The 22,266-nt window shown below is 34.9% G+C and carries 24 protein-coding genes and 1 riboswitch; of the genes, 19 read left to right on the top strand and 5 right to left on the bottom strand.

Annotation, left to right across the window (positions count from 1 at the left end):
• The first annotated feature begins 11 nt into the window (after window positions 1-11).
• The 3 genes from rpsI (at window position 12) to FC57_RS01340 (ending at window position 1,911) form a co-directional block, all read left to right on the top strand.
• On the top strand, window positions 12-407 hold the full coding sequence (rpsI, locus tag FC57_RS01350) for a 30S ribosomal protein S9 (RefSeq protein WP_007126822.1): 396 nt from the start codon (window positions 12-14) through the stop codon (window positions 405-407).
• A 110-nt stretch (window positions 408-517) separates the two neighbouring features.
• Window positions 518-1,153: an ABC transporter ATP-binding protein gene (locus tag FC57_RS01345; protein WP_007126823.1), complete on the top strand. Its 636-nt coding sequence runs from the start codon at window positions 518-520 to the stop codon at window positions 1,151-1,153.
• Window positions 1,150-1,911: an ABC transporter permease gene (locus tag FC57_RS01340; RefSeq protein ID WP_007126824.1), complete on the top strand. Its 762-nt coding sequence runs from the start codon at window positions 1,150-1,152 to the stop codon at window positions 1,909-1,911. Before FC57_RS01345 ends, FC57_RS01340 begins: the two co-directional genes overlap by 4 nt.
• 50 nt (window positions 1,912-1,961) lie before the next feature.
• Here FC57_RS01340 and FC57_RS01335 read toward each other — a convergent pair whose 3' ends face one another.
• Window positions 1,962-2,546 carry a DJ-1 family glyoxalase III gene (locus FC57_RS01335; protein ID WP_040530015.1) on the bottom strand — a complete coding sequence of 195 codons (585 nt, stop codon included), beginning with the start codon at window positions 2,544-2,546 and terminating at the stop codon, window positions 1,962-1,964.
• A 36-nt stretch (window positions 2,547-2,582) separates the two neighbouring features.
• Complete coding sequence (locus tag FC57_RS01330) at window positions 2,583-3,239, bottom strand: HAD family hydrolase (RefSeq protein WP_007126826.1); 657 nt, start codon at window positions 3,237-3,239, stop codon at window positions 2,583-2,585.
• A gap of 71 nt (window positions 3,240-3,310) precedes the next feature.
• Between FC57_RS01330 and FC57_RS01325 the strand changes: the two genes are divergently transcribed.
• From FC57_RS01325 to mgtA, 7 genes are all read left to right on the top strand, one after another.
• On the top strand, window positions 3,311-4,069 hold the full coding sequence (locus FC57_RS01325; RefSeq protein WP_040530018.1) for a sulfite exporter TauE/SafE family protein: 759 nt from the start codon (window positions 3,311-3,313) through the stop codon (window positions 4,067-4,069).
• A 41-nt stretch (window positions 4,070-4,110) separates the two neighbouring features.
• The gene (locus FC57_RS01320; RefSeq protein ID WP_007126828.1) at window positions 4,111-4,791 is read left to right on the top strand and encodes a histidine phosphatase family protein; all 681 of its coding nucleotides are present in this window, start codon (window positions 4,111-4,113) and stop codon (window positions 4,789-4,791) included.
• A 61-nt stretch (window positions 4,792-4,852) separates the two neighbouring features.
• The gene (locus FC57_RS01315) at window positions 4,853-5,752 is read left to right on the top strand and encodes a cation diffusion facilitator family transporter (protein WP_007126829.1); all 900 of its coding nucleotides are present in this window, start codon (window positions 4,853-4,855) and stop codon (window positions 5,750-5,752) included.
• An 8-nt stretch (window positions 5,753-5,760) separates the two neighbouring features.
• Window positions 5,761-5,943, top strand: coding sequence for a DUF308 domain-containing protein (locus tag FC57_RS10565; protein ID WP_007126830.1), 183 nt, complete (start codon window positions 5,761-5,763; stop codon window positions 5,941-5,943).
• A gap of 10 nt (window positions 5,944-5,953) precedes the next feature.
• A complete protein-coding gene (locus FC57_RS01310; RefSeq protein ID WP_007126831.1) occupies window positions 5,954-6,631 on the top strand; it encodes a 2,3-bisphosphoglycerate-dependent phosphoglycerate mutase in 678 nt (225 codons plus the stop codon).
• A 104-nt stretch (window positions 6,632-6,735) separates the two neighbouring features.
• Window positions 6,736-7,671, top strand: coding sequence for an AAA family ATPase (locus FC57_RS01305; RefSeq protein ID WP_007126832.1), 936 nt, complete (start codon window positions 6,736-6,738; stop codon window positions 7,669-7,671).
• 174 nt (window positions 7,672-7,845) lie between these two features.
• A riboswitch (M-box (ykoK) riboswitch) is annotated at window positions 7,846-8,013 on the top strand.
• 74 nt (window positions 8,014-8,087) lie between these two features.
• Window positions 8,088-10,766, top strand: coding sequence for a magnesium-translocating P-type ATPase (gene mgtA, locus FC57_RS01300; protein ID WP_007126833.1), 2,679 nt, complete (start codon window positions 8,088-8,090; stop codon window positions 10,764-10,766).
• Between the two features lie 24 nt (window positions 10,767-10,790).
• On the opposite strand, the gene FC57_RS01295 is transcribed toward mgtA, so the two are convergent.
• The gene (locus FC57_RS01295; protein ID WP_007126834.1) at window positions 10,791-11,747 is read right to left on the bottom strand and encodes a UbiA family prenyltransferase; all 957 of its coding nucleotides are present in this window, start codon (window positions 11,745-11,747) and stop codon (window positions 10,791-10,793) included.
• A gap of 85 nt (window positions 11,748-11,832) precedes the next feature.
• Complete coding sequence (gene pepC, locus FC57_RS01290; protein WP_007126835.1) at window positions 11,833-13,182, bottom strand: aminopeptidase C; 1,350 nt, start codon at window positions 13,180-13,182, stop codon at window positions 11,833-11,835.
• 211 nt (window positions 13,183-13,393) lie between these two features.
• On the opposite strand from pepC, the gene FC57_RS01285 reads away from it, so the two are divergent.
• Window positions 13,394-14,479 (top strand): LCP family protein, encoded by a 1,086-nt coding sequence (locus FC57_RS01285; protein WP_007126836.1) that lies wholly within the window; start codon window positions 13,394-13,396, stop codon window positions 14,477-14,479.
• Between the two features lie 25 nt (window positions 14,480-14,504).
• Here FC57_RS01285 and FC57_RS01280 read toward each other — a convergent pair whose 3' ends face one another.
• Entirely contained in the window at window positions 14,505-14,810 is a 306-nt protein-coding gene (locus FC57_RS01280; protein ID WP_007126837.1) for a GNAT family N-acetyltransferase, read from the bottom strand.
• Window positions 14,811-14,943: 133 nt separating this feature from the next.
• On the opposite strand from FC57_RS01280, the gene FC57_RS01275 reads away from it, so the two are divergent.
• From FC57_RS01275 to FC57_RS01240, 8 genes are all read left to right on the top strand, one after another.
• Entirely contained in the window at window positions 14,944-15,495 is a 552-nt protein-coding gene (locus tag FC57_RS01275) for a dCTP deaminase/dUTPase family protein (protein ID WP_040530021.1), read from the top strand.
• A complete protein-coding gene (gene radA, locus FC57_RS01270; protein WP_007126839.1) occupies window positions 15,495-16,892 on the top strand; it encodes a DNA repair protein RadA in 1,398 nt (465 codons plus the stop codon). The genes FC57_RS01275 and radA overlap by 1 nt, the downstream gene beginning before the upstream one ends.
• Before the next feature lie 76 nt (window positions 16,893-16,968).
• Window positions 16,969-18,468: a glutamate--tRNA ligase gene (gltX, locus tag FC57_RS01265; RefSeq protein WP_007126840.1), complete on the top strand. Its 1,500-nt coding sequence runs from the start codon at window positions 16,969-16,971 to the stop codon at window positions 18,466-18,468.
• Between the two features lie 108 nt (window positions 18,469-18,576).
• Complete coding sequence (gene cysS, locus FC57_RS01260) at window positions 18,577-20,001, top strand: cysteine--tRNA ligase (RefSeq protein ID WP_420835807.1); 1,425 nt, start codon at window positions 18,577-18,579, stop codon at window positions 19,999-20,001.
• Window positions 19,994-20,437 carry a Mini-ribonuclease 3 gene (locus tag FC57_RS01255; RefSeq protein ID WP_007126842.1) on the top strand — a complete coding sequence of 148 codons (444 nt, stop codon included), beginning with the start codon at window positions 19,994-19,996 and terminating at the stop codon, window positions 20,435-20,437. The genes cysS and FC57_RS01255 overlap by 8 nt, the downstream gene beginning before the upstream one ends.
• A complete protein-coding gene (rlmB, locus tag FC57_RS01250) occupies window positions 20,424-21,182 on the top strand; it encodes a 23S rRNA (guanosine(2251)-2'-O)-methyltransferase RlmB (RefSeq protein WP_007126843.1) in 759 nt (252 codons plus the stop codon). The genes FC57_RS01255 and rlmB overlap by 14 nt, the downstream gene beginning before the upstream one ends.
• Before the next feature lie 138 nt (window positions 21,183-21,320).
• On the top strand, window positions 21,321-21,866 hold the full coding sequence (locus FC57_RS01245; protein WP_007126844.1) for a hypothetical protein: 546 nt from the start codon (window positions 21,321-21,323) through the stop codon (window positions 21,864-21,866).
• A gap of 74 nt (window positions 21,867-21,940) precedes the next feature.
• Window positions 21,941-22,159, top strand: a complete 219-nt coding sequence (locus FC57_RS01240; RefSeq protein ID WP_007126845.1) for a P8 family protein — start codon at window positions 21,941-21,943, stop codon at window positions 22,157-22,159.
• The last annotated feature ends 107 nt before the right edge of the window (window positions 22,160-22,266 follow it).

The following is a 22,266-nucleotide window of genomic DNA, read 5'->3' as shown; positions in this document are numbered from 1 at the left end:
GAGGTTAAATAATGGCACAACAAGCTGCATACACAGGTACTGGTCGCCGCAAGGATTCAGTTGCGCGTGTTCGTTTAGTACCAGGTAACGGTAAGATTACTGTTAACGATAAAGATGTTGATCAATACATTCCATTCCCTAACTTGGTTAAGGATTTGAAGCAACCTTTAACATTAACTGAAACTGAAGGTCAATACGACGTTCACGTTAATGTTAACGGTGGTGGCTTCTCAGGCCAAGCTGGAGCTATCCGTCTCGGTGTTGCACGTGCTCTTCTTGAAGTTGACCCAGATTTCCGTGGTCCACTTAAGAAGGCAGGTTTCTTAACCCGTGACCCAAGAATGAAGGAAAGAAAGAAGCCAGGTTTGAAGAAAGCCCGTAAAGCTTCTCAATTCTCAAAGCGTTAATCTTTGGATTTTACGTTTAAACAAAAAGCATCCCGATATGGGATGCTTTTTGTTTACTCAAAAAAAGAGGTAGAATTTATCTAATTAGGATAGTTAATGAGGAAAATAATATGATTTTATCGTTAAAAAATGTTTCTTACCATGTTAAAAATAAAAATATTATTTCAAATTTATCATTAGATATTGCAGAAAATGAATTTCTTACTATTACGGGACCATCTGGTAGTGGAAAAAGTACGATACTTAAACTTTTAGCGAATTTGATTTCGCCTACAGAAGGAATTATTGAATTTAGGAATAAAGATATTAATCAATACTTGCCCACAGAGTACCGTAGAAAAGTCTCATATTGTTTTCAACAACCATTGCTTTTTGGTGAAAAAGTTGTGGATAATTTAAGATTCCCTTTTCGAATTCGTAAGCAAAAATTTGATCAAGATAAAGCAGTTAGAGCTTTAAAAGCAGTCGATCTTACCCCAGATTTTCTAAATAAAAATATAACCGAATTATCAGGTGGTGAGAAACAGAGAGTTGCCTTAATTCGTAATATTTTATTTAAACCAGACGTACTTTTATTAGATGAAATTACAACTGGTCTTGATGATGATAGTAAGGAAATCGTCCATACTTTAATTAAAGAGGTTCATCAAAATAAAACTACAATTATCCAAGTTACACATGATAATGATGAAATAGAACATGCTGGGAAAATTATCAAGATAGTAGAAGGGAAGTTAACCAAATGAAAGATCTAGCCGTCAGCAATTTGTCTTTAGTGTTGGCATTTGCTTTAGTTCTTGTGTCTGTGGGTATTTCTATGAAAGAGCAATTGGGATTAACTAAAGATGTTTTTTACAGTGTTGCCCGGGCAATAATTCAGTTAACAATTGTGGGGTATATTTTAAAATATATCTTTAGAATTAATAATGTTTGGCTCACAATTGTGATTACCTTGTTGATAATTTTTAATGCATCTTGGAATGCAAATAAGAGGGATCCCAATCCTAATCGAAAATTATGGCAATCTTTTGTGGCATTATTAATTGGCACATATATTACCCTTGGAGTATTAATGCTTTCGCATACTATCAAACTAAAGCCGATGCAAATAATTCCTATTACTGGAATGATTGCTGGAAATGAAATGGTGGCAATAGGTCTTTGTTATAAAACATTGAATGAAAGCTTTCATGATCAACACCAACAAATTTTGGAAAAATTAGCTCTTGGTGCAAATATTAAAGACTCAAGCATAACAATCTTGCGAAGAAGTATTAAAACTGCAATGCAACCAACAATTGATTCCGTTAAAACCGTGGGATTAGTTAATTTGCCAGGGATGATGTCTGGTTTAATTTTTGCAGGAGTGGATCCCGTATATGCTATTAAATATCAAATTATGGTTACCTTTATGCTTTTGTCAGCTACAGGGTTAGGAGCTGTAATTGCTGGTTATCTTGCTTATAAGAACTACTTTAATAAGCGGATGCAATTAATTGAATAAAAAATAATCGAATCCAGTGAGATTCGATTATTTTTGTCATAAATCATGAATTATAAACTATCTTGAATATTGTCAGCTAAATAGTTGTAAAGCATACCTTTCTTAAGGTTCTTAGTATCAACGCCTAATGCTTCCGCAATTGCATATGCAAAAGCCCAAGCGGTAGCAGGACCACGACTAGTCAAAATTTTCTTATCATTATCAGTAACAGTGATTTCTTCTGAAAAGTGAGCGTTTGGTTGATCTTTTAAGCATTCCTTTTCAATACCTGGGTAACAGGTAAATTTTGCATCATCCAGAACACCGTAACGAGCTAATGCACGAGGGGCAGCACACATTGCGGCATCCCATTTGCCTTGTTCATGACGTTTAACCATTAAATCACGCAATTTTGTATCGTCACGTAAGTTAGCAGAACCGGTCATGCCACCAGGAAAAGCAACTAAGTCATAATCAAGCAAGCTATCATCGACAACTTTATCACAAGTTAATTTAATATTGTGGTCTCCGTTAACATCTTTGCTGGTTAAACCCACCATGTCAGTTTCTACATTTAAACGACGTAAAACATCAACTACGCTTAAGCCTTCAACTTCTTCACAGCCATCTGCGAATACTACAGCAACTTTTGTCATTAAAACCATCCTTTCTTTTCACTTTAATTATACTAGTTATTCAACATCTAAATAAAATAAGAGATCTGATAGTTTACTTAGATGAAGTGTTGGGTGAGGTGAAATTGGAATTTTATCTTTTTTGGGTGCAAGCCATAGGGATTTTAGATTAGCGTTTTCTGCACCTTGAATTTCTTCATCAAGATTAGTTCCAATTACTAAGACAGTATCAGGATCGATTTCGGGATGTTCCTTTAAAATTTGAAAGAAAATATTTTTGCTAGGTAATTTGTCTTTAAAATTATCAGCAAAATAGACATAATCAAATGAATTAAGTAACTCTGTTGGAGCAAGACGTGGCTCAATTTGTGCCTTAGTTTCTTTAGCGAGCATAATTAATCGCAGGGAATTAATTTGATCTAAAAAATCAGGTGTGCCTTTAACTAGACGAGTTTGTTCTTTCATTAAATTATTAAAAACAGCTCGACTTTGATCTAAATCTTCTTTTAAAAAGGTACTTAAAGCTAAGTTAATTTGATCGTTGTTAGATAGAACTTTAAATTGTTTTTGTAAACTTGTATATTTTAAACGTTCTGCTGGTCCCCAATCTAAGCCAAAATGTTTCAAAGTTTGGCGTAAAGCAGTTTTTTCTGCGAGTTTTTCATTTAAAAGACTACCTTCAGGGACAAAAATCAAAGTTTCAAATGTAGACATAAAATACTTCCTTTGTGTTAGTCACTATTAGAATTATAATAAATTGGATAATTTTAAGAAAGGATTTAAAAATGACGATCTGGACGATTATTTTCTTATTAATAGGTGGAGTTGCAGGTGGTTTACTTTCGTCAATTGCCTCAATGGCTTCGCTTGCGTCATATCCCGTATTACTAGCTGTTGGTATTCCGCCAGTTTTTGCAAATGTAACTAATGATGCAGCACTAATCTGGACTAGTATTGGTTCAACGGTCTCTTCGACTAAAGAATTAAAGGGGCACTGGAAACAGGTCTGGTTCTACACGATTTTTACAGTTGTTGGATCTATTATTGGCTGTATGTTGCTTCTCTCGTTTCCTTCACGTGTATTTGAAAAAGCTGTGCCATTTTTTATTGCTTTTTCTGGCGTGATGATTATTGTATCAGGAAAACATCATGTTCTTAATACTGAAAAGCAACCAACATGGCTAAAAGTAATCTATTTTATTGCACTTTTGATTATGGGTGCATATACTGGATACTTTGGTGCCGCTGGTGGTGTAATTGTATTGGTACTTTTGACTTACATAACTAATGAACGTTTCGTAGTTATCAATGCTATAAAAAATGTTATTTGTGGTTTTGCTAATCTGGTAGCTTTAGTCATTTTTATTTTTACTTCATACATTTATTGGCTACAGGCAATACCTTTGGCAATAGGGATGTTTATTGGTGGTTATATTGGACCAGCAATTTTGAGACGAGTTCCAGAAAAACCTGTTAGAATCTTTATTGCAGCATTGGCATTTATTCAAGCGGGTTACTTCTTTTATACGGCATACTTACGTTAAGTTTGATACAATATTTATTAATGAAAAGGGAGGGTTAATATATGGCAACAGAAGTTTATTTAGTTCGCCACGGTGAAACTATGTTTAATCAATTGAACAAAGTTCAAGGCTGGTGTGATTCTCCGTTAACGGTTAAGGGGATTAACGATTTAAAGAGAACCGCCGATGCTTTGAGTCAAGTGCATTTTGATAACATGTATTCATCAGATTTGAAAAGAGCAATTGACACCGTTCACTTAATGAAAGACGCTAATTTGGTCTCGGATATTGGTAAGATTAAAAAGTTGCCAGAATTTCGTGAAGTTTTCTTTGGAACTTTCGAAGGCGATGATATTAACCAAACCTGGGATCAAGTAGCTATGGCTGCTGGCATTGGTCATGAAGATGATGTAGCTAAAATTATTAATAAAGTTGGTTTGCGAAACTTTCGTGAAGCTACCAAAAAAGCTGATCCGCGTCATTTGGCAGAAAATACTGCGGAATTAGATGAAAGAATGATTAGGGGAATTAATGTCCTCCGTGATTTAACCCAAAAAGAAAATCGCGTATTGTTAGTAACTCATGGTGATTTCATCAAGACCTTATCCATTAAGTATTGGGATAAAAGTGATGGCAAACACGATATTATTTTTCCGAATAACGGTAGTATTACCCGAGGAATTTTGCAAGATAATGGAAAATTTGAGATCGTTGACTATAATGTCGATGCTGAAGAATTATAAAGAAGTCCTACTGCATAAGTAGGACCTTTTTTGGTACACTGATAACGAGAGGAAAATTTATATGAATAAAGACCATACAACTAAGCGGTATGTGTTTGTCACGTTGCTAAATGTTGTTATTACAGTTGCCGAATTTTTAGGTGGTATCTTTTCAGGCTCATTGGCATTGCTTTCTGATGCTGTACATAACTTAAGCGATGTCGGTGCAATTATCTTGTCTTTTGTAGCACATTTGATCAGTAGACGAAGTCGTAATCGCAAAAAGACTTTTGGCTATGAAAGAGCAGAAATCTTGGCTGCCTTTACTAATGGCGTAATTTTAATAGTTATTAGTGTAGTTTTATTTGTAGAGGCAATTCAACGTTTTTGGAAACCAGAGCATATTCATGGTGGAATTATGTTGGCTGTTTCAATAATTGGGTTAGTGGCCAATTTGATTTCTATGATCGCAATGCATAGTGATTCTAAGGGAAACTTGAATGTGCGTTCTACTTTTATCCACATGTTGAGTGATGCTTTATCTAGCGTAGCTGTTGTAATTGGTGCGATTTTTATTTACTTTTGGAATGTTACCTGGCTTGATCCAGTTTTGACTATTCTAGTTTCGCTCTTCGTTTTACATGAAGCTTATGAAATTACGATGAAGGCAGCTAACGTGCTGATGGAGTCTAATCCTAACATTGATTTGGATAAGGTAAATAAAATTGTTTTATCTTTTCCTGAAGTAAAAAATATTCACCATGTACACGTTTGGCGTTACAGTGATGACTTTATTATGATGGATGCCCATATTAATGTTGACCAAAATATGCGTGCAGCTGAATTAGAAAAATTATATCAACGGATAGGAAAAGAATTGAAAAAGAAGCTAGGAATAAATCATATAACCCTACAAGCGGAATGCGAACGTGGACGTAATGATAAGATGATTGTACCTGGTCGTGGAAATAATGAAAATTAGGTGAAGTAATGTTTTCAGTTAATATCTTTACAGCTATAATCGTCTTGATTATGGGAATTTATGACATATCATATGCTTTTAATAGGCGTAAGCAACCCAATAATAAGGGTGGGATTAGAGCCTTTATGATTTTAGGTCTAATTTTTACAATAGCTGGAATAGTAATGATCGTTAGATGTTTACTCAAATAAGGAATAGAAAATGGCAAAATTAGTATTAGTTCGACATGGTGAAAGTGTCGCCAATGCCGCAAATGTGTATACGGGTTGGAATGATGTCCCGTTAACTAAAAAAGGAGAACAGCAGGCTAAGCAAGCTGGTGAATTAGTTAATACAATCTCTGATTTTGCACCTACTCATATTCATACTTCTGTTTTATCACGGGCAATTACGACAGCTAATATTGTGGCAGATACATGCGATTTATTATGGCTCCCTATGACTAAGACGTGGAGGTTAAACGAACGTCACTATGGCGCTCTAAGGGGCCTTAATAAAGATATTTCACGCAAAGTCTTTGGCGTGGAACAAGTTTTATTATGGCGGCGTGGATTTGATTCGGTGCCACCAGCACAAGGGTCGCCAATGATTGATCGGCGTTATAAATTATGTGATCAACATTTGATGCCAAGAGCAGAGAGTTTGCATCAGACTCAGATTAGGTTAATGCCATATTATTATAATCATATAGCATCACGCTTACTTAATGGGGAAGACCAATTAATTGTTGCCCATGGTTCAAGCTTAAGAGCCTTAATCAAGAAACTTGAGAATATCAATGATCATGACATTGTTAATTTGGAAGTACCAAATGCTGAACCAATTGTTTATACAATGGATGATCAGTTGAATATTGTAAATAAAGAAATCTTACATTAAAATGCAGCTTGACTGCATTTTTTTAGTACTCTGAATAAGGATTTGCTTACATATATGGTAAAATCTATTATGATTTCTAGTATATTTAGTTTGGAGTATTTTGCATGCGTAAATTATTTTTATTACGAGGTGCACCTGGCTCCGGTAAATCTTCTTTTATTGCTCGCCATCACTTAACGCCTTATGCGATCAGTCGTGATCAAATTAGACTATTATTGGCGGATTTAACAGTTTATTATCAAGAGGATGCGGATGTATTACACCAAGTTATTCCGCGGCACGTAACAGTGCGTACTGAGCAAATGGTGGATCACCTTGTAGAACACAAGATGGAACATGGGGAAACTGTAATTGTTGATGGGACGCATATTGTTCCAAGTGCAATTGAGCATTTTAAACCATGGGTAGATAAATATCACTATGAATGTTTCGTAGTTGATTTGATGCAGCATAACACATTGGAAAATCTGCTTAAGCGTAATCAAACAAGAATGCATTATGATTGGGTTAAGCCTGAAGTAGTTAAGCAGATGTACCGTTCATATGAAGCACATCCAGAAGTACCATATTGGGCACATAAGATAATTCCTACACAAATGGATCATGCATTATCACAAAGAGAAAGCAACCTGGATCGCTACTCACATGTGATTGCTGTTCCTGATAAAGTTGGTGAGGAAGATTTTCCACATGTGCATATCTCGAATTTCTATTTTTCATTTAACGAAAAATTTACGGAGAAATATGGTACATATCGAAATGTAATTTCTATTGCCAAAACGGAAGATGAAGCTGTAAAACAATTTAAGTTGCCATATTTTGTTTTTAAGTTTCATCACAAGCATTTTCTTATTTCAGCATATCCAATTAGAAATGAGATGTTAGATCCAATTAGAAAAGTGAAAGGCGTTTGGACATATTCAACCGGACTTTATAATGTAGCTGATTTTATTAAAGAATTTCCAGAGAATCCCAAACAACATGTTCACCAATTTAATTTAAGTAAACTAGATCCAACTCGTTTGTTGCATATTTGGTAAAAAATAAGTGCGTTTTGAAAAAAATATTTTTCCAGACGCGCTTTTTTGTTTTTAGGTTTGATAATTTTTAAATAGTAGTTATCTAAAAATTGTATGAAGATAAAGATTTATTTAAAGTACTTGTATATCTGTCTTTGCTCTTTTATGATGAGGATGTCAATTGAATAAGTAAAGCAAATAAACTGTTAGGTGAGACTCCTACGTAAATATACGCTGACGCCCAGCAACATCCAGAGATGCCAACGGGTTAAACGGGAACTGTCGAATTAAGGCTTTTCCCAGTCAGCTAGTTAAACAGACTTCACGTTACGTAGTGTTAAAACTGAACGACGAGTAAAATCGCTTGATATAAAAGCCAATGCAGTTTTTGCATTGGCTTTTTGTTTGTTTGCCAATTCTTTTAGGGGAGGATTCGAATGTTAAAAATCAACTCTAAAGATCGTGTGGTAACAGATGCGACTTTGGTCCAAAAAATTGCTAGGGAAGAAAAGAGTAAAGTATTGAGCCAATTAGATACTTCAGTAGAGGGGTTGAGTACTAAAAAAGCTATAAAGCGTTTAGAAAAAGATGGCTTAAATGAAGTATCGAATAAAGAAACTCATCCTAAACTTCATTTCCTTGTAGATGCATTTATGACGCCTTTTACGGGTGTTTTGCTTTTATTAGCGACTTTGTCATTTTTTACTAATTATTTGCTAGTACCTCAAAATCAAAAAGATTTAAGTACAGTAATTATTATGTTAACAATGGTATTAATTTCTGGGTTAACTAGCTTTATTCAAAATATTAAGACTAATGATGCAGTTGAAGGATTACTGAATATGGTTTCAGTAACTACTAATATTAGGCGAGATAATCGAGATCAAGAACTACCTACTAAGCAAGTGGTAGTAGGAGATATTATTAATTTAACCGCTGGAGATTTGGTTCCAGCTGATATGTTGCTATTGAGGAGTAAAGATCTTTTCTGTTCAGCAAGTTCATTAAATGGTGAATCTAATCCTGTAGAAAAAATTGCTGGTCAAAAACCCAATAAGGAAGAAAATTATTTAGATTATCCTAACGTTCTTTATGAAGGAACTAATATTATTTCCGGTTCTGGTTTAGGAGTTGTTTTTGCAACTGGGGATAGAACTATTTTTGGCAACTTAGCCCGTAGTTTAGCTAAAAACAAGAATAAAGAAACTACCTTTGATGTAGGTATTAAAAATATTTCCAAAATTTTGTTAACTATGACAGCAGTAATTGCACCATTAGTTTTCTTAATTAATGGCTTAACCAAAGGCGATTGGTTGAATGCTTTAATTTTTGCAATTGCTACGGCTGTGGGATTAACTCCAGAAATGTTGCCTGTAATTGTTACTAGTAATTTAGTGAAGGGCTCAATTGAAATGGCTAAGCATGAGACCATTGTTAAGAGAATGAACTCCATTCAAAATTTCGGCTCTGCTGATATTTTATGTACTGATAAAACGGGAACATTAACTCAAGATAAAGTAGTACTTGAGCGGCATTATGATATAGATCTCAAAGAAAGACCTAGAGTATTAGAGTTATCCTATTTGAACAGTTATTACCAAACTGGGATGAAAGACTTAATGGATGAGGCAATTATTAATGCTGCAGATAAGGAACTAGATATTAAGCAAATTAATAAAAATTATCAAAAAATTGATGAAATTCCTTTTGATTTTAAAAGACGTCGAATGAGTGTGGTAGTTAAAAATAAACAAAATGAACACTTATTAGTAACTAAAGGTGCTGCAGAGGAGATGTTGGCTTGTTCTAATCGAGTTGAAGTTAATAATAAGATTATGCCTTTAGATATGAATCAGCGACAGGATATTTTATCTAAAATTGACGAAATGAATCATGATGGATTACGGGTTGTACTACTTGCTTATAAGAAAAATCCTGCTCCGGTAGGAGAATTTAGTGTTAATGATGAGAATGAGTTAATCCTTGCAGGTTTCTTAGCATTTCTCGATCCTCCTAAGGATAGTGCTAGAGAAGCTCTGATGGCACTAAAAGAAGATGGAATTACAGTTAAAATTTTAACAGGAGATAATGAAGCAGTTACTAGAAATGTAGGTGCTCAAGTAGGATTAGAAATAAACAAAGTCTGTCAAGGACAAGATATAGAGAATAAAACACCTGCTCAATTGAAGCAAATTGTTCAAGAATGTGACGTATTCGTTAAGCTTTCTCCTCAACAAAAAGCTAAAATAATTAAAACATTAAGAGAAAATGGTCATGCCGTGGCTTATATGGGTGATGGTATTAACGATGCTCCAGCAATGAAAGCTGCTGATGTTTCAGTTTCTGTAGATACAGCAGTAGATATTGCTAAGAAATCTGCTGATATTATTTTGCTTCACAAAGATTTGCGAATTTTGGAAAAAGCAGTTCAAATTGGACGACAAGTATTTGGTAATACTATGAAGTACATTAAGATAACCTTGTCTTCTAATTTTGGTAATATTCTTTCAATTTTAGTTGCATCTTCATTCTTGCCTTTCTTACCGATGCTACCAATTCAATTATTGATTCTTGATTTAATGTATGGAACGAGTTGTTTATCTATTCCGTTTGATACTATGAATAAGCACTATCTAGCTGAGCCAAGAAAGTGGAGTACTAAAAAGTTACCTAAATTTATGTTTTACTTTGGTCCTACATCATCTGTTTTTGATATTTTAACTTATTCGCTTTTGTATTTTATCGTTTGTCCACAAGTTGTTGGAACTACTTATGCGTCTGCAAATCCAATGCAAAAATTGCTTTTTAGTACAATTTTTTGTACAGGCTGGTTTATTGAATCTCTTTGGACTCAGGAAATGGTTATTCATGCATTAAGAGATCCAGCAATTCCTTTTATCAAACAACACGCCACAGCAATTGTTAGTTGGTCAACTATTGGTATGGCGACAGTGGGTACGGCCTTACCATTTATAACTCCGATTGCTAAAGTGATGAAGTTTGGTTCTATTCCTGTCTATTTCTTAGGCATAGTTATTGTTTTGTTAATTTTATATATTGTTTTAACGAGTTTAGTGAAAAAGTGGTATCTAAAATCTGAAAAGTATTTAATTTAAAAAAAGAGTTATTAACTTTTTTAATTAAAAATGAATAAGTGCACCAACGAAGATCGTGATTGCTTGTACTAATACGAATATAGTGTAGTTTTGCAAAGCTGATGGAAAAGTTTTAACTTTATCGGGATGTGCAATAAAAGTTTCAATGTTTTGTTTAACTTTGGGGAAGGTAGCAAGAGTAAGTAAAACTAGCCAAGGAGCCATTTTAAAGAAAGGCATGATAATAATAAATAAAAATGGAATATAGCCAAAGAAACGATAAAGCCAATCCGCTTTCATTTTACCGAATACGACTGGTAGGGTTGCACGTTCGTTTTTTCTATCTTCGCTAACATCGGACATATTATTGGCCAGCATGACATTAGAGTTGTAACAAATTGAAGGGATGCATAATACTACTAAGGCAAATACCGTAGTCAAAGAACCAGTTAAACCAAAAGTCCATTCACCGTTAGATAGACGATTGAAATTTAAAGTCATAATTTTTTGATAATTATCATTAATATATGTGAAAAGAAATGGGACTCCCATTCCCTGGGCAATACCGCATACAAATTCTCCAATTGGCATGCGTGAAATTGGGAAAGGACCAGAAGTATAAGAAAGAACGATTAAAAATAAAAGACCACCAGCAAAGAAAAGAACCCAATTAGTCCTAAAACAGAGCCAAATTCCTAATATTGCAGCGATTAATAAAAGAATACCGATATAGGTAAAAGCTAGTGGCAATGAAATGTTTTCAGTAACCAAGACGCTCTTTTGTTTGCTGGTTTTATCTTTGGCTAAAATATAGTCCATAACGTTATTAATAGCAGTAATCATATTATCTAGAATCATCTCTGAGATAAAAAAGATTAATGAATTTAGCCAATTCCAGTTATTGAAATAGTAGAAAATAAAAGCAGCTCCCAATGCATATGCATATAAGGAAAGAGCAGATGTCTTAATATCAACAAACTTAAAGTATTTTCTTATCGACATATTATTTTTCCTCCGATAAGAATTATACAGTAAATCCAAACAAAAAACGTCCCATCTCGGGACGTCTAAAATGAACTAGTCTATTTTAATATTTAAAAGCTAAAGCACCCATTGGATCCCATGGCAATAATTGAATTGGGTTCTTCTTACCTTCGTCATATGCCTTCTTAAGGTCGTCTGGCAAGAACTTCTTGTTGATAACGGCTTGGTAAACAAATGAATCGAACCATTTGTCACTCATAACGAAGTAACCCTTGAAACCAGGCTTTTCACCCCATGAGTTTTCGATCTTCCACTTAGTTGGCTTGCCATTAACAATGTCAACACCAGTGATAACCATAGCGTGGTCCATCATACTTTCGCCTGAATCAAGCATATCTGCTTTAGACATCTTAAAGTCAACATCAAATAATTCGTCACGTCTGTAAAGATCAGTATCAAGAAGACCTGCACGACGTTCAGAATCCTTAACAACGTTTGAACCGAACCAAACAACTTCGCCGCTCTTCAATTGCTTGATAATTAGGTCTTTCATTTCATCAACTTTAAGGTTTAAGTGACGAACTTGACGACCGCCTTCAACGTTACCTAAGTATTCTACTGAGAATACCTTGTGGAAAGGTTTGTCAGCAGTTGGAGCATTGATAGTTGAAATGTGGTTTTCAAGATCCATACCAACATATTTATCAAAGAATTCCTTTGGAGTAATGTCTTTGTCGATATGGTAATTCTTGTCGTCATCTCTGTATTCGAAGTTAAACTTCTTTGGTGGAACACCAAGTGAAATTGAAAGTACACGGAAGACGTCATTTAACATTTCTTCCTTACGGGCTTGAACTTCATCTTCTGATTTACCATCGTTAACTAGTTTGCGTAATTCAAGACCATCTTTACGAAGCAAAGTATTCAAAGTGTCGTTCAATGCACTTGAGTTATTTGAGTTAGCAGTTTCTGGATAAACGCTCTTTGGTACAATACCGTATTTTTCAATAATGCCGCAAAGCATATCCCATTGACCACCATCTTGTTGTGGGGTAGTAAACAAGAATGCTACCTTACGGTCACCTAAATCCTTGTCTGCAGTTGCGATCACATTTTCAAAGAACCAGTTTGACTTTTCAAACTTGTCCCAGAAGTTAGTGTAATTTTGAGATAATTCAAAGTCCTTTAACTTAAATTTCTTTTGAAGTGGGTGACGCATAGTGTTCAATGCTGAGAACATCCAGCAACGACCTGATTGCTTTTGATCTGCTGGCTTGCCAGTATCAATTTCAATTGAAAAAGTTGGATCAAGATCAATCTTGGTTTGTAAATCTTGACTTGCCTTGAAAATTCCGTTTTCTTGAGCAGCACGACTTGCTACCTTGTATGCGGGATGGTTAGCTAAGTCATTTTCAAATTTAGAAATAGTATCGTTAGAAATTTCTTTTGTCATTAATTTTTCCTCCCTTTAATAATTATCTTTTTCAAATTTATTTTAACTTATAAAAAGATAGTAGTCTATTCGAAAGCAGATATATTTAATTTAGATGTGCCATACAAAAATTTTATATCACGGTAAAGAAAGATTAAAAAACTGATTGTATGTATTTATTAGTAGTTATCTGTTTGATAACCTAAACGTAAGGAAGACGAAGGGAGCAAATATGTCTAAGAAAAGAATACCATCACAAAATGAAGTACATAAAATGATGCGTCGAGAAGATAAACGTCCTAAAAGAAATATGCTTAAATGGACAGTTTTTGCAGTCCTAATGTCAATTTTAGTTTTGATAGGGGTAGGTTATACTTATTTACGTTCAGCAACTAATGAAATTTCTGTAAATCATTCAAGACAAGACCGAATAAAGATTAAAAAAGGTCGTCCAATTTCTATTTTAGTAATGGGAACTGATGTTGGTGCATTAGGACGTGACAATTCTTATGCAGGAAATACTGATACCATGGAGTTGATTACTATTAATCCTACTCAAGGCCATATGGTAATTACTGCGATTCCACGTGATACTTTAGTTAAAATTAACACTAAAAAAGGTGTACTTTATGAAAAGATAAATGCAGCTTATGCAATCGGGGGAGCTGATCTAGCTAAAAAGCAAGTAGGAGAATTATTAGATGTACCAGTAAATTATTATGCTTTAGTAAATATGGGTACTCTGAGAAAGGTAGTTAATGCTGTAGGTGGTGTAGAAGTAGATAATCCTTTTGCCTTTAAATTTGAAGGTCATCGATATCCTAAAGGAAGACAAAAATTAAATGGAAAAGAAGCATTAGGTTATTCACGTATGCGATATCAGGATCCTGATAATGATTATGGACGTCAACGAAGAGGACAACAGGTCCTTTTAAGTGTTATTCGAAGTTTTAGAGAAAAAGGTAATCTTTTATCTGCTAAAAAGATTTTGATGGCTGTAAAGGATGGCGTGAGAACTGATGTACCATTAGATAATCTACATGTTCTATACGGTAACTATGCCCAGGCAATGAATTTTACTCAACAGGAGCAGTTAATTGGTAAGAATGCTAAAATTGATGAATCAGATTTTCAAATTGCTACACCTGCAGAAATTAATAAAGTATCCAAACAAGTTCGTCATTCTTTAGGATTGAAACCCGTTGAAGTAAAAAATGCAGAGACTGAATTAGTGGAATACCAAACAAATTGGAATGGTTATAATAATTTAGACTTTAAATTGCCTAATGGTGCAAGATATAATCAATTACAAAAATAAAGGAAGATTTTTGATAAATCTTCCTTTATTTTATATATGGTTGATGATACCAAAGATCATTTAGTTCGGGATGCTTTTCAAAGTACTTAATAGCAATCGGATCAAGAGGCCAGACCTTTTTACCAGATTCTTGTACATAGGCAATAACTTGTTTCATTAGCAAAGTTATCTCATGCGGATCGTGTTCATCTGGATTTAGAAAGACGTGATTCATTACCCAAACTGTTTCATCTTTGCGTTTAATTAAATCCAAATCAGTACCTGATGTAATCTGATTATCATCGCTATTAGTTAATGTGAAATATTTTTTAGTTTCAGTTTCTTCGGACATTTTTTACCTTTTCTAAGAGAAAATTCTCTTTTTTTACGTAATAAATAATAGAGGGTTTAAATATTTTTTGTTTGCTAAAAACATTGTAAAATATATATCTGTCAAAAGAAAAGTAGTAAATGGAGTTATCAGAATGAAGACACGTGGATTTGAAGTAGTTAAGAAGTACCAAGATCAGGGTATTAATTTACCAAGAAGACAAACTTTAGCCAGTGCAGGTTATGATATTGAAGCAGCTGAAGATATTACCATTCCTAGTATTTGGCGCCTCAATTTTGTGAGAATTTTTAGGTTAATTAGAAATGGGCACCAACTTTATGAACGTGATTATGAAATGGCAGATGAAATTTTAAAACCATTTTTGGTACCAACTGGTCTTAAAGCTTATATGCCAGAGGATGAGGTGTTAATTTTAGCTAATCGATCTTCTAACACATTTAAGAAAAATCTAGCTTTACCAAATGGAATTGGTGTAATTGATGCCGATTATTACAACAATCCTAATAACGAAGGTGAAATCTTCGTACAAATGATAAATTATGGTGTACGCCCATTACATATTAAAAAAGGTGAGCGTATTGCCCAGGGAATTTTTATTAAATATCTTAAAACTGATGATGATGATCCAATCAGTCGTCAAAGAATTAGCGGTTTTGGTTCAACTAATGAAGAGGAAGATGATTAATGGCACGAGTAAAGACTCAATATAAATGTCGTTCATGTGGTTATATTTCTGCTAGTTATCTTGGTCGTTGCCCTAATTGTGGCGCTTGGAATCAGTTTGAAAAAGAGACAGAAGAAGTACAGAAGCGTTCAACTAAAGCAACTGCTAGTCGTTTAATTAAAAAAACTGGAATTAATGAGCCTGTTAAATTAGATAAAATAAAAGCTGAAAAAGAAGATCGAATTCCTACTAAGTCGGAAGAATTAAATCGTGTGTTAGGCGGTGGAATTGTTCCGGGTTCGCTTGTTTTAATTGGCGGTGATCCTGGTATCGGTAAGTCAACGTTGATGCTACAAATCATGAGTGATTTATCTGAAAAGTATAAAGTACTCTATGTTTCAGGGGAAGAATCGGCTAACCAAATTAAACTAAGAGCTGATCGATTAGGCGTAGGTCAAAGCAATATGCTTTTATATCCTGAAACTGATATGCACGATATTCGTGAACAAATTAATGATGTTAAGCCTGATTTTGTGGTTATCGATTCAATTCAAACTATGAATGAACCAAGTCTTGATTCGATGACAGGCTCTGCTTCTCAAGTACGTGAAGTAACTAGTGAGTTGATGAAAATTGCCAAGATGGATGCAATTACTATTTTCGTAATTGGACACGTGACTAAAGAAGGTGCAATCGCTGGTCCCAAAATCTTAGAGCACATGGTTGACACAGTTCTTTATTTTGAAGGTGATGAACATCATTCTTACAGAATTCTGCATTCAGTTAAAAACCGTTTTGGAGCTGCTAACGAAATAGGAATGTTTGAAATGGAAAATGAAGGATTAAAAGAAGTAACTAATCCTTCTTCAATTTTCCTTGATCAAAGATTACCGAATTCCACCGGTTCTGCTGTAGTAGTTTCCTTTTCTGCTGTAGTAGTTTCCTTAGAAGGGACAAGGCCGCTTTTGGCTGAAATTCAAGCTTTAGTAACGCCTACAGCTTTTGGTTATGCTAAAAGAACTACATCAGGCATTGATTATAATCGAGCTGCATTGCTGTTAGCTGTTTTGGAAAAGAGGGGCAATTTAATGCTTCAAAACCAAGATGTATATCTAACTGCAACAGGTGGTATTAAGTTAAATGAACCAGCAATCGATTTAGCAATTGCTATGTCAGTCGCTTCTAGTTATAAGGATAAAGAAATCTCGTCGACAGATTGTTTTGTAGGTGAGGTAGGGCTGACTGGCGAGGTCCGTCGCGTAGATAAAATTGATGCTCGAGTCAAAGAAGCTGCCAAAGTCGGCTTTAAGCGGATCTTTATTCCGCGACACAATATGCGAGCAGCTTTAAAGAATGTAGGCATCGAAGTTATTCCCGTATCCAGCATTCCTCAGGCGCTAAAATTAGTTTTTGATTAGCACAGATTGAATTCTTACTATATAACGAGTAAACTAAGATTGTTTGAATCTACTATTTTTGAAAGAGGCATGAATTTTGGCTAAAGAAAAAATCCGTGTAAGATATGCACCAAGTCCAACTGGTCACTTGCACATTGGTAACGCACGTACTGCACTTTTTAACTATTTATTCGCCCGTCACAACAAGGGTACTATGGTATTGAGAATTGAAGATACCGACCAAAAACGTAATGTTAAGGGCGGTTCTAAGTCTCAAATGGAAAACCTTCACTGGTTAGGTATTGACTGGGATGAAGGTCCTGATAAGGGTGGCGACTACGGTCCTTACCGTCAATCAGAAAGAAAAGAAATCTACCAAAAGTACATTGATCAATTAATCGACGAAGGCAAAGCATACTACTCATACAAGACTGAGGAAGAACTTGAAGCACAACGTGAAGAACAACGTGCTATGGGTGTTGCACCTCACTACACCTATGAATATGAAGGTATGACTGCCGATGAAATTAAGCAAGCTCAAGACGAAGCTAAGGCTAAAGGCTTGAAGCCAGTTGTTCGTATTCATATTCCAGAAATGGAAACCTATTCATGGGATGATATTGTTAAGGGTCATTTGGAATTTGAATCAGACACTATTGGTGGTGACTTCGTTATCCAAAAGCGTGATGGTATGCCAACTTATAACTTTGCTGTTGTAATTGACGACCACTTAATGAAGATTACTCACGTACTTCGTGGTGATGACCACGTTTCAAACACTCCTAAGCAATTAGTTGTTTATGAAGCACTTGGCTGGAAGCCACCTAAGTTTGGTCACATGACTTTGATTATCAACTCAGAGACTGGTAAGAAGCTTTCTAAGCGTGATGAATCAGTTCTTCAATTTATTGAACAATATCGTGACCTTGGTTACTTGCCAGAAGCAATGTTCAACTTTATTACTCTTCTTGGTTGGTCACCAAAGGGTGAAAACGAAATCTTCAACAAGCGTGAATTTATCAAGCAATTTGACCCATCACGTTTGTCTAAATCACCTGCTGCTTTTGATCAAAAGAAGCTTGAATGGATTAACAACCAATACATTAAGAAGGCTGACCGTGATACTTTACTTGATCTTGCTTTGAACAACTTACAAGAAGCAGGCTTAATTGATGAACACCCAACCCCTGAAAAGATGGAATGGGTTCGTCAATTGGTTAACATTTACTCAGTTCAAATGTCATACACTAAGCAAATTGTTGATATGGCTAAGATCTTCTTTGAAGATGCTAAGGACTTTTCAGATAAAGAAATTGAAGAAATCAAGAATGACGATGGTCGTGGTGTAATTGAAGAATTCAAGAAGCAATTAGACCTTATTCCAAGATTTACTTCAGTTCAAATCATGAACGCTATCCAAGCAACTCGTAAAGCAACTGGTATTAAGGGTAGAAAGCTCTTCATGCCAATCAGAATTGCTACTACTCGTTCAATGGTAGGCCCTGGTATTGGTGAAGCTATGGAACTTTTAGGTAAGAAGCGTGTTGTAGAACACATCGATTTAACCTTAAAGCAAATGAGCGCCAATAACCTTTAATAAATAAGAACAGAATAATCTAAGAAGAAGCTGCAGATGACTGCAACTTCTTTTTGTTTCTGCTAAAATAAAAAATAGCTATTTTTACAGAAGGGACAAGTGTTAGCCGTGAAAGTTTATAATACACTGACGCGTAAAAAAGAAGAATTCAAACCATTAGTTCCAGGACAAATTAGCATGTATGTCTGTGGACCAACTGTGTATAACTATATTCACATCGGTAATGCCCGCAGTGCCATTGCTTTTGATACAATCAGACGCTACTTTGAATACAAGGGTTATAAAGTAAAATACGTATCTAATTTCACTGATGTTGATGACAAGATGATCAATGAAGCTCGCGCTGAAGGTACGACTGTGCCTAAGTTAGCTGAAAAATTTATCAATGCGTTTCTGGAAGATACAACTGCTTTGAATATCGAACCTGCAACACTGCACCCTCGTGCTACTCATGAGATTAATGAGATTATTAACTTTGTTAAAGTTCTAATTGATAAAGGCTATGCTTATGAAGTAGATGGTGACGTTTATTACCGTGCTCGAAAGTTTAAACATTATGGTGAATTAAGCGATCAAAATATTGAACAACTTGAAGAAGGTGCTTCGGAGCATATTAATGATGAAGAACAAAATCGTAAGGAAGACCCAATTGATTTTGCTCTTTGGAAGGCACAAAAAGAACCAGATGAAATTGCTTGGGATTCACCTTGGGGTAAAGGACGTCCTGGCTGGCACATTGAATGTTCAGTAATGAGCACTAAATATCTTGGCGATACCATCGACATTCATGGTGGTGGTCAGGACTTGGAATTCCCACACCATGAAAATGAAATTGCTCAAAGTGAAGCAAAAACTGGTAAGAAATTTGTTAATTATTGGCTACATAATGGTTTTGTAACTGTAGGCAAAGATCAAGAAAAGATGTCCAAGTCATTGCATAACTTTGTAACCGTGCATGACATCTTGAAAGAGGTTGATCCGCAAGTATTACGTTTCTTTATGGCTAGTGTACAGTATCGTCGTCAAATTAATTATTCGGAAGAAAATTTGAAACAAGCTGCTACAATTTTAGACCGTTTCAAGAATACTTTAACTAATATTGATTACCGTCTTGATGACAATACAGCTAGTGAGAAATCATCAGAATTGGTAAAAGCAATTGAGGATACTGATCAAAAGTTTATTGCAGCTATGGATGATGATTTTAACGTGCAAAATGCTTTGACTGCTGTATATGATTTGCTTTCAGTAGTTAATGCTAATGCCAATAGTAAAAAGGCTGATAAGGATGCCTTAAAACAGTTTGAAGAAAAGTTGACTGCCTGGTTGCTTATTTTTGGCGTGGATACTAATAAGCTTTGTGCGCAAAATACTGGCTCAAATGATGATGAAATTGAGGCATTGGTAAAGAAACGTGATGAAGCACGTGCTAATAAAGATTGGGCAACTAGTGATCAACTACGCGATCAATTAAAAGAAATGGGAATTACCATTCAAGATACCCCACAAGGGACAAGGTGGACTCGTGACTAAAATTAAGAAATTAACTGAAGAAAATGTAAATCCAGATACTTTGAGTGGACAGACTTTGGCTTACTTAGGGGATGCAGTTTATGAAGTGATTATCCGTCGACATTTGGTAAAGGGTGGAATTGTTAAACCTCAAGTATTGCAACGTGAGGCAACACATTACGTTTCTGCTAAAGCCCAAGCTGCTTTAATTACTAAAATGCAAGATGATGATTTATTAACAGAAGATGAATTAACTGCTTTTCGTCGGGGTCGTAATGCCAAAAGTCATACTAAAGCTAAACATACTAGTTTGAAGACTTATCAATTATCGACTGGTTTTGAAGCAATGATTGGCTACCTTGATTTACAAGGTAATGATGATCGTGTCCATGAACTATCTGACTGGTGTATAAAAACTGTAGAAGAGGATGGGATAAAGAACTATGACTTCGAATAAAGATTTTGTTTTTGGACGTCATGCCGGCTTAGATTATTTAAAAACTCAAAATGCTGACAAAATTAACAAGGTCTTTTTGCAACATGGGATACAAGAGGATTTTGCTAATCAAGTTTATGCTCTTGCTAAAAAGAAAAGATTGGTAATTCAGACTGTTCCGAAAAATAAGCTGGACCGTTTAGTTGAAGGTGGCAATCATCAAGGTTTAGTTTTAGCTATCTCTAGTTTTGAATATGCTGATCTTGATCAATTGCTTGATAAATTTGATCAAGAAGAAAAAGAACCATTTTTACTAATGTTGGATTCTATTGAAGATCCACATAATTTAGGTTCAATTTTACGTTCTGCCGATGCTACTGGTGTTGATGGCATAATTATTCCTAAGCGTCATGCAACTGGTTTAACCTCTGTGGTAGCTAAGACCTCTACTGGAGCAATTGATTATGTTCCTGTAGCTCGTGTAAATAATCTAGTTCAAACTACTAAAGAACTTAAGAAGCGTGGTTATTGGGTCTTTGGTACAGATATGGCTGGTGTTGATTATCGTGAATGGAACGCCAAAGGGAAAGCCGTTTTAGTTATTGGCAATGAAGGTAAAGGAATTGCCCCACTTCTTAAAAAGCAAATGGACCAAACTATTACTTTACCAATGGTTGGTCATGTTCAATCTTTAAATGCTAGTGTGGCTACCGGAGTTTTACTTTATCAAGCATATAATAGTAGACACCCATTAATAAGAAAATAATAATTAAGCAGACAGATATATGAGTTTGTCTGCTTTTTTAGTACATTTTTTCTAAGTATGTCGAATTAAACGTTTGTTTTCTTCTCATACTTAGAATAGAACCGTATCCTCTGAGTAAATAAATGAGAGGATATAGCGATGAAAACAAAAGAAAAGAAGCTGATTAAACAAATAAAAGCAGGGGATGATACAGCTTTAGAAAAACTATTTGCTTTACAGAAACCATTAGTCAATACAATTTTAAGAAGATATTATCTTAGCCACTATGATCGTAAAGATTGGGAACAAGAGGCAATGATTGTTTGTTATGAAGCTGCACTTGTTTATTCCAGTAAACGAGGGAATTTTGGTAGTTTTTATCGCGTTAAATTAAGTAATCACGCAAGGACATTAGTGAGATATCATATGGCAGTTAGACGACAAATTTATAATAATTGTGTTTCCTGGGAAAGTGCAAAAGTACATGGTATTCAAGAACCTGTGCGTAGTGAATTGGCGATACCTATTGATGATACATATAATAATTTTGTTAAAAGTTTATCCCGGTTAGAGTTGATCGCATTATTAACAATTTTAGGTGAAATAAGCACGGAATATGCAATTGATAATATGAAAGTTGAAGCAATTCAGTTAATTAGAGCTAGATCAAGAACAATTCGAAAAATGCGGAATGTGCTTTTTTAATATTCTATTAGTAGATGATAAAAAGAAAGTGAGGTATAATACTACTTGTAGAATATTTTAGGAGGTAATTTAAGATGGCAGACGAAATTATTAAGACTGCATTGTTAGACCGTCACATGAAGGAAGTATTTGACTGGAGTGATTCAAACATGCCAGTTAGAGATGCCCTTTGGGACTACTTCATGGAAAAGAATGGTAGAGATACCATGAAGACGGAAGAAGATATGCTTCCATTTTTGAAAGACTCAGATGATAAAATCGAAGCCTTCGTTAACGAAAATCTTAAGAAGTAAATCCGACTAAAAACAATGTTCTACGCACCGTGGTCACGCTTTAGTTTTTTGACCACCAAGACAGCTACTCTCCGGTAGCTGTTTTTTTTCTACGTAAAGTCAAGTAC

It is taken from the genome of Lactobacillus ultunensis DSM 16047, assembly GCF_001436305.1.
Lineage (GTDB): Bacteria > Bacillota > Bacilli > Lactobacillales > Lactobacillaceae > Lactobacillus > Lactobacillus ultunensis.
Note: the sequence above shows the minus strand (reverse complement) of the source record. Positions and strands in the feature narration are given on the sequence as shown.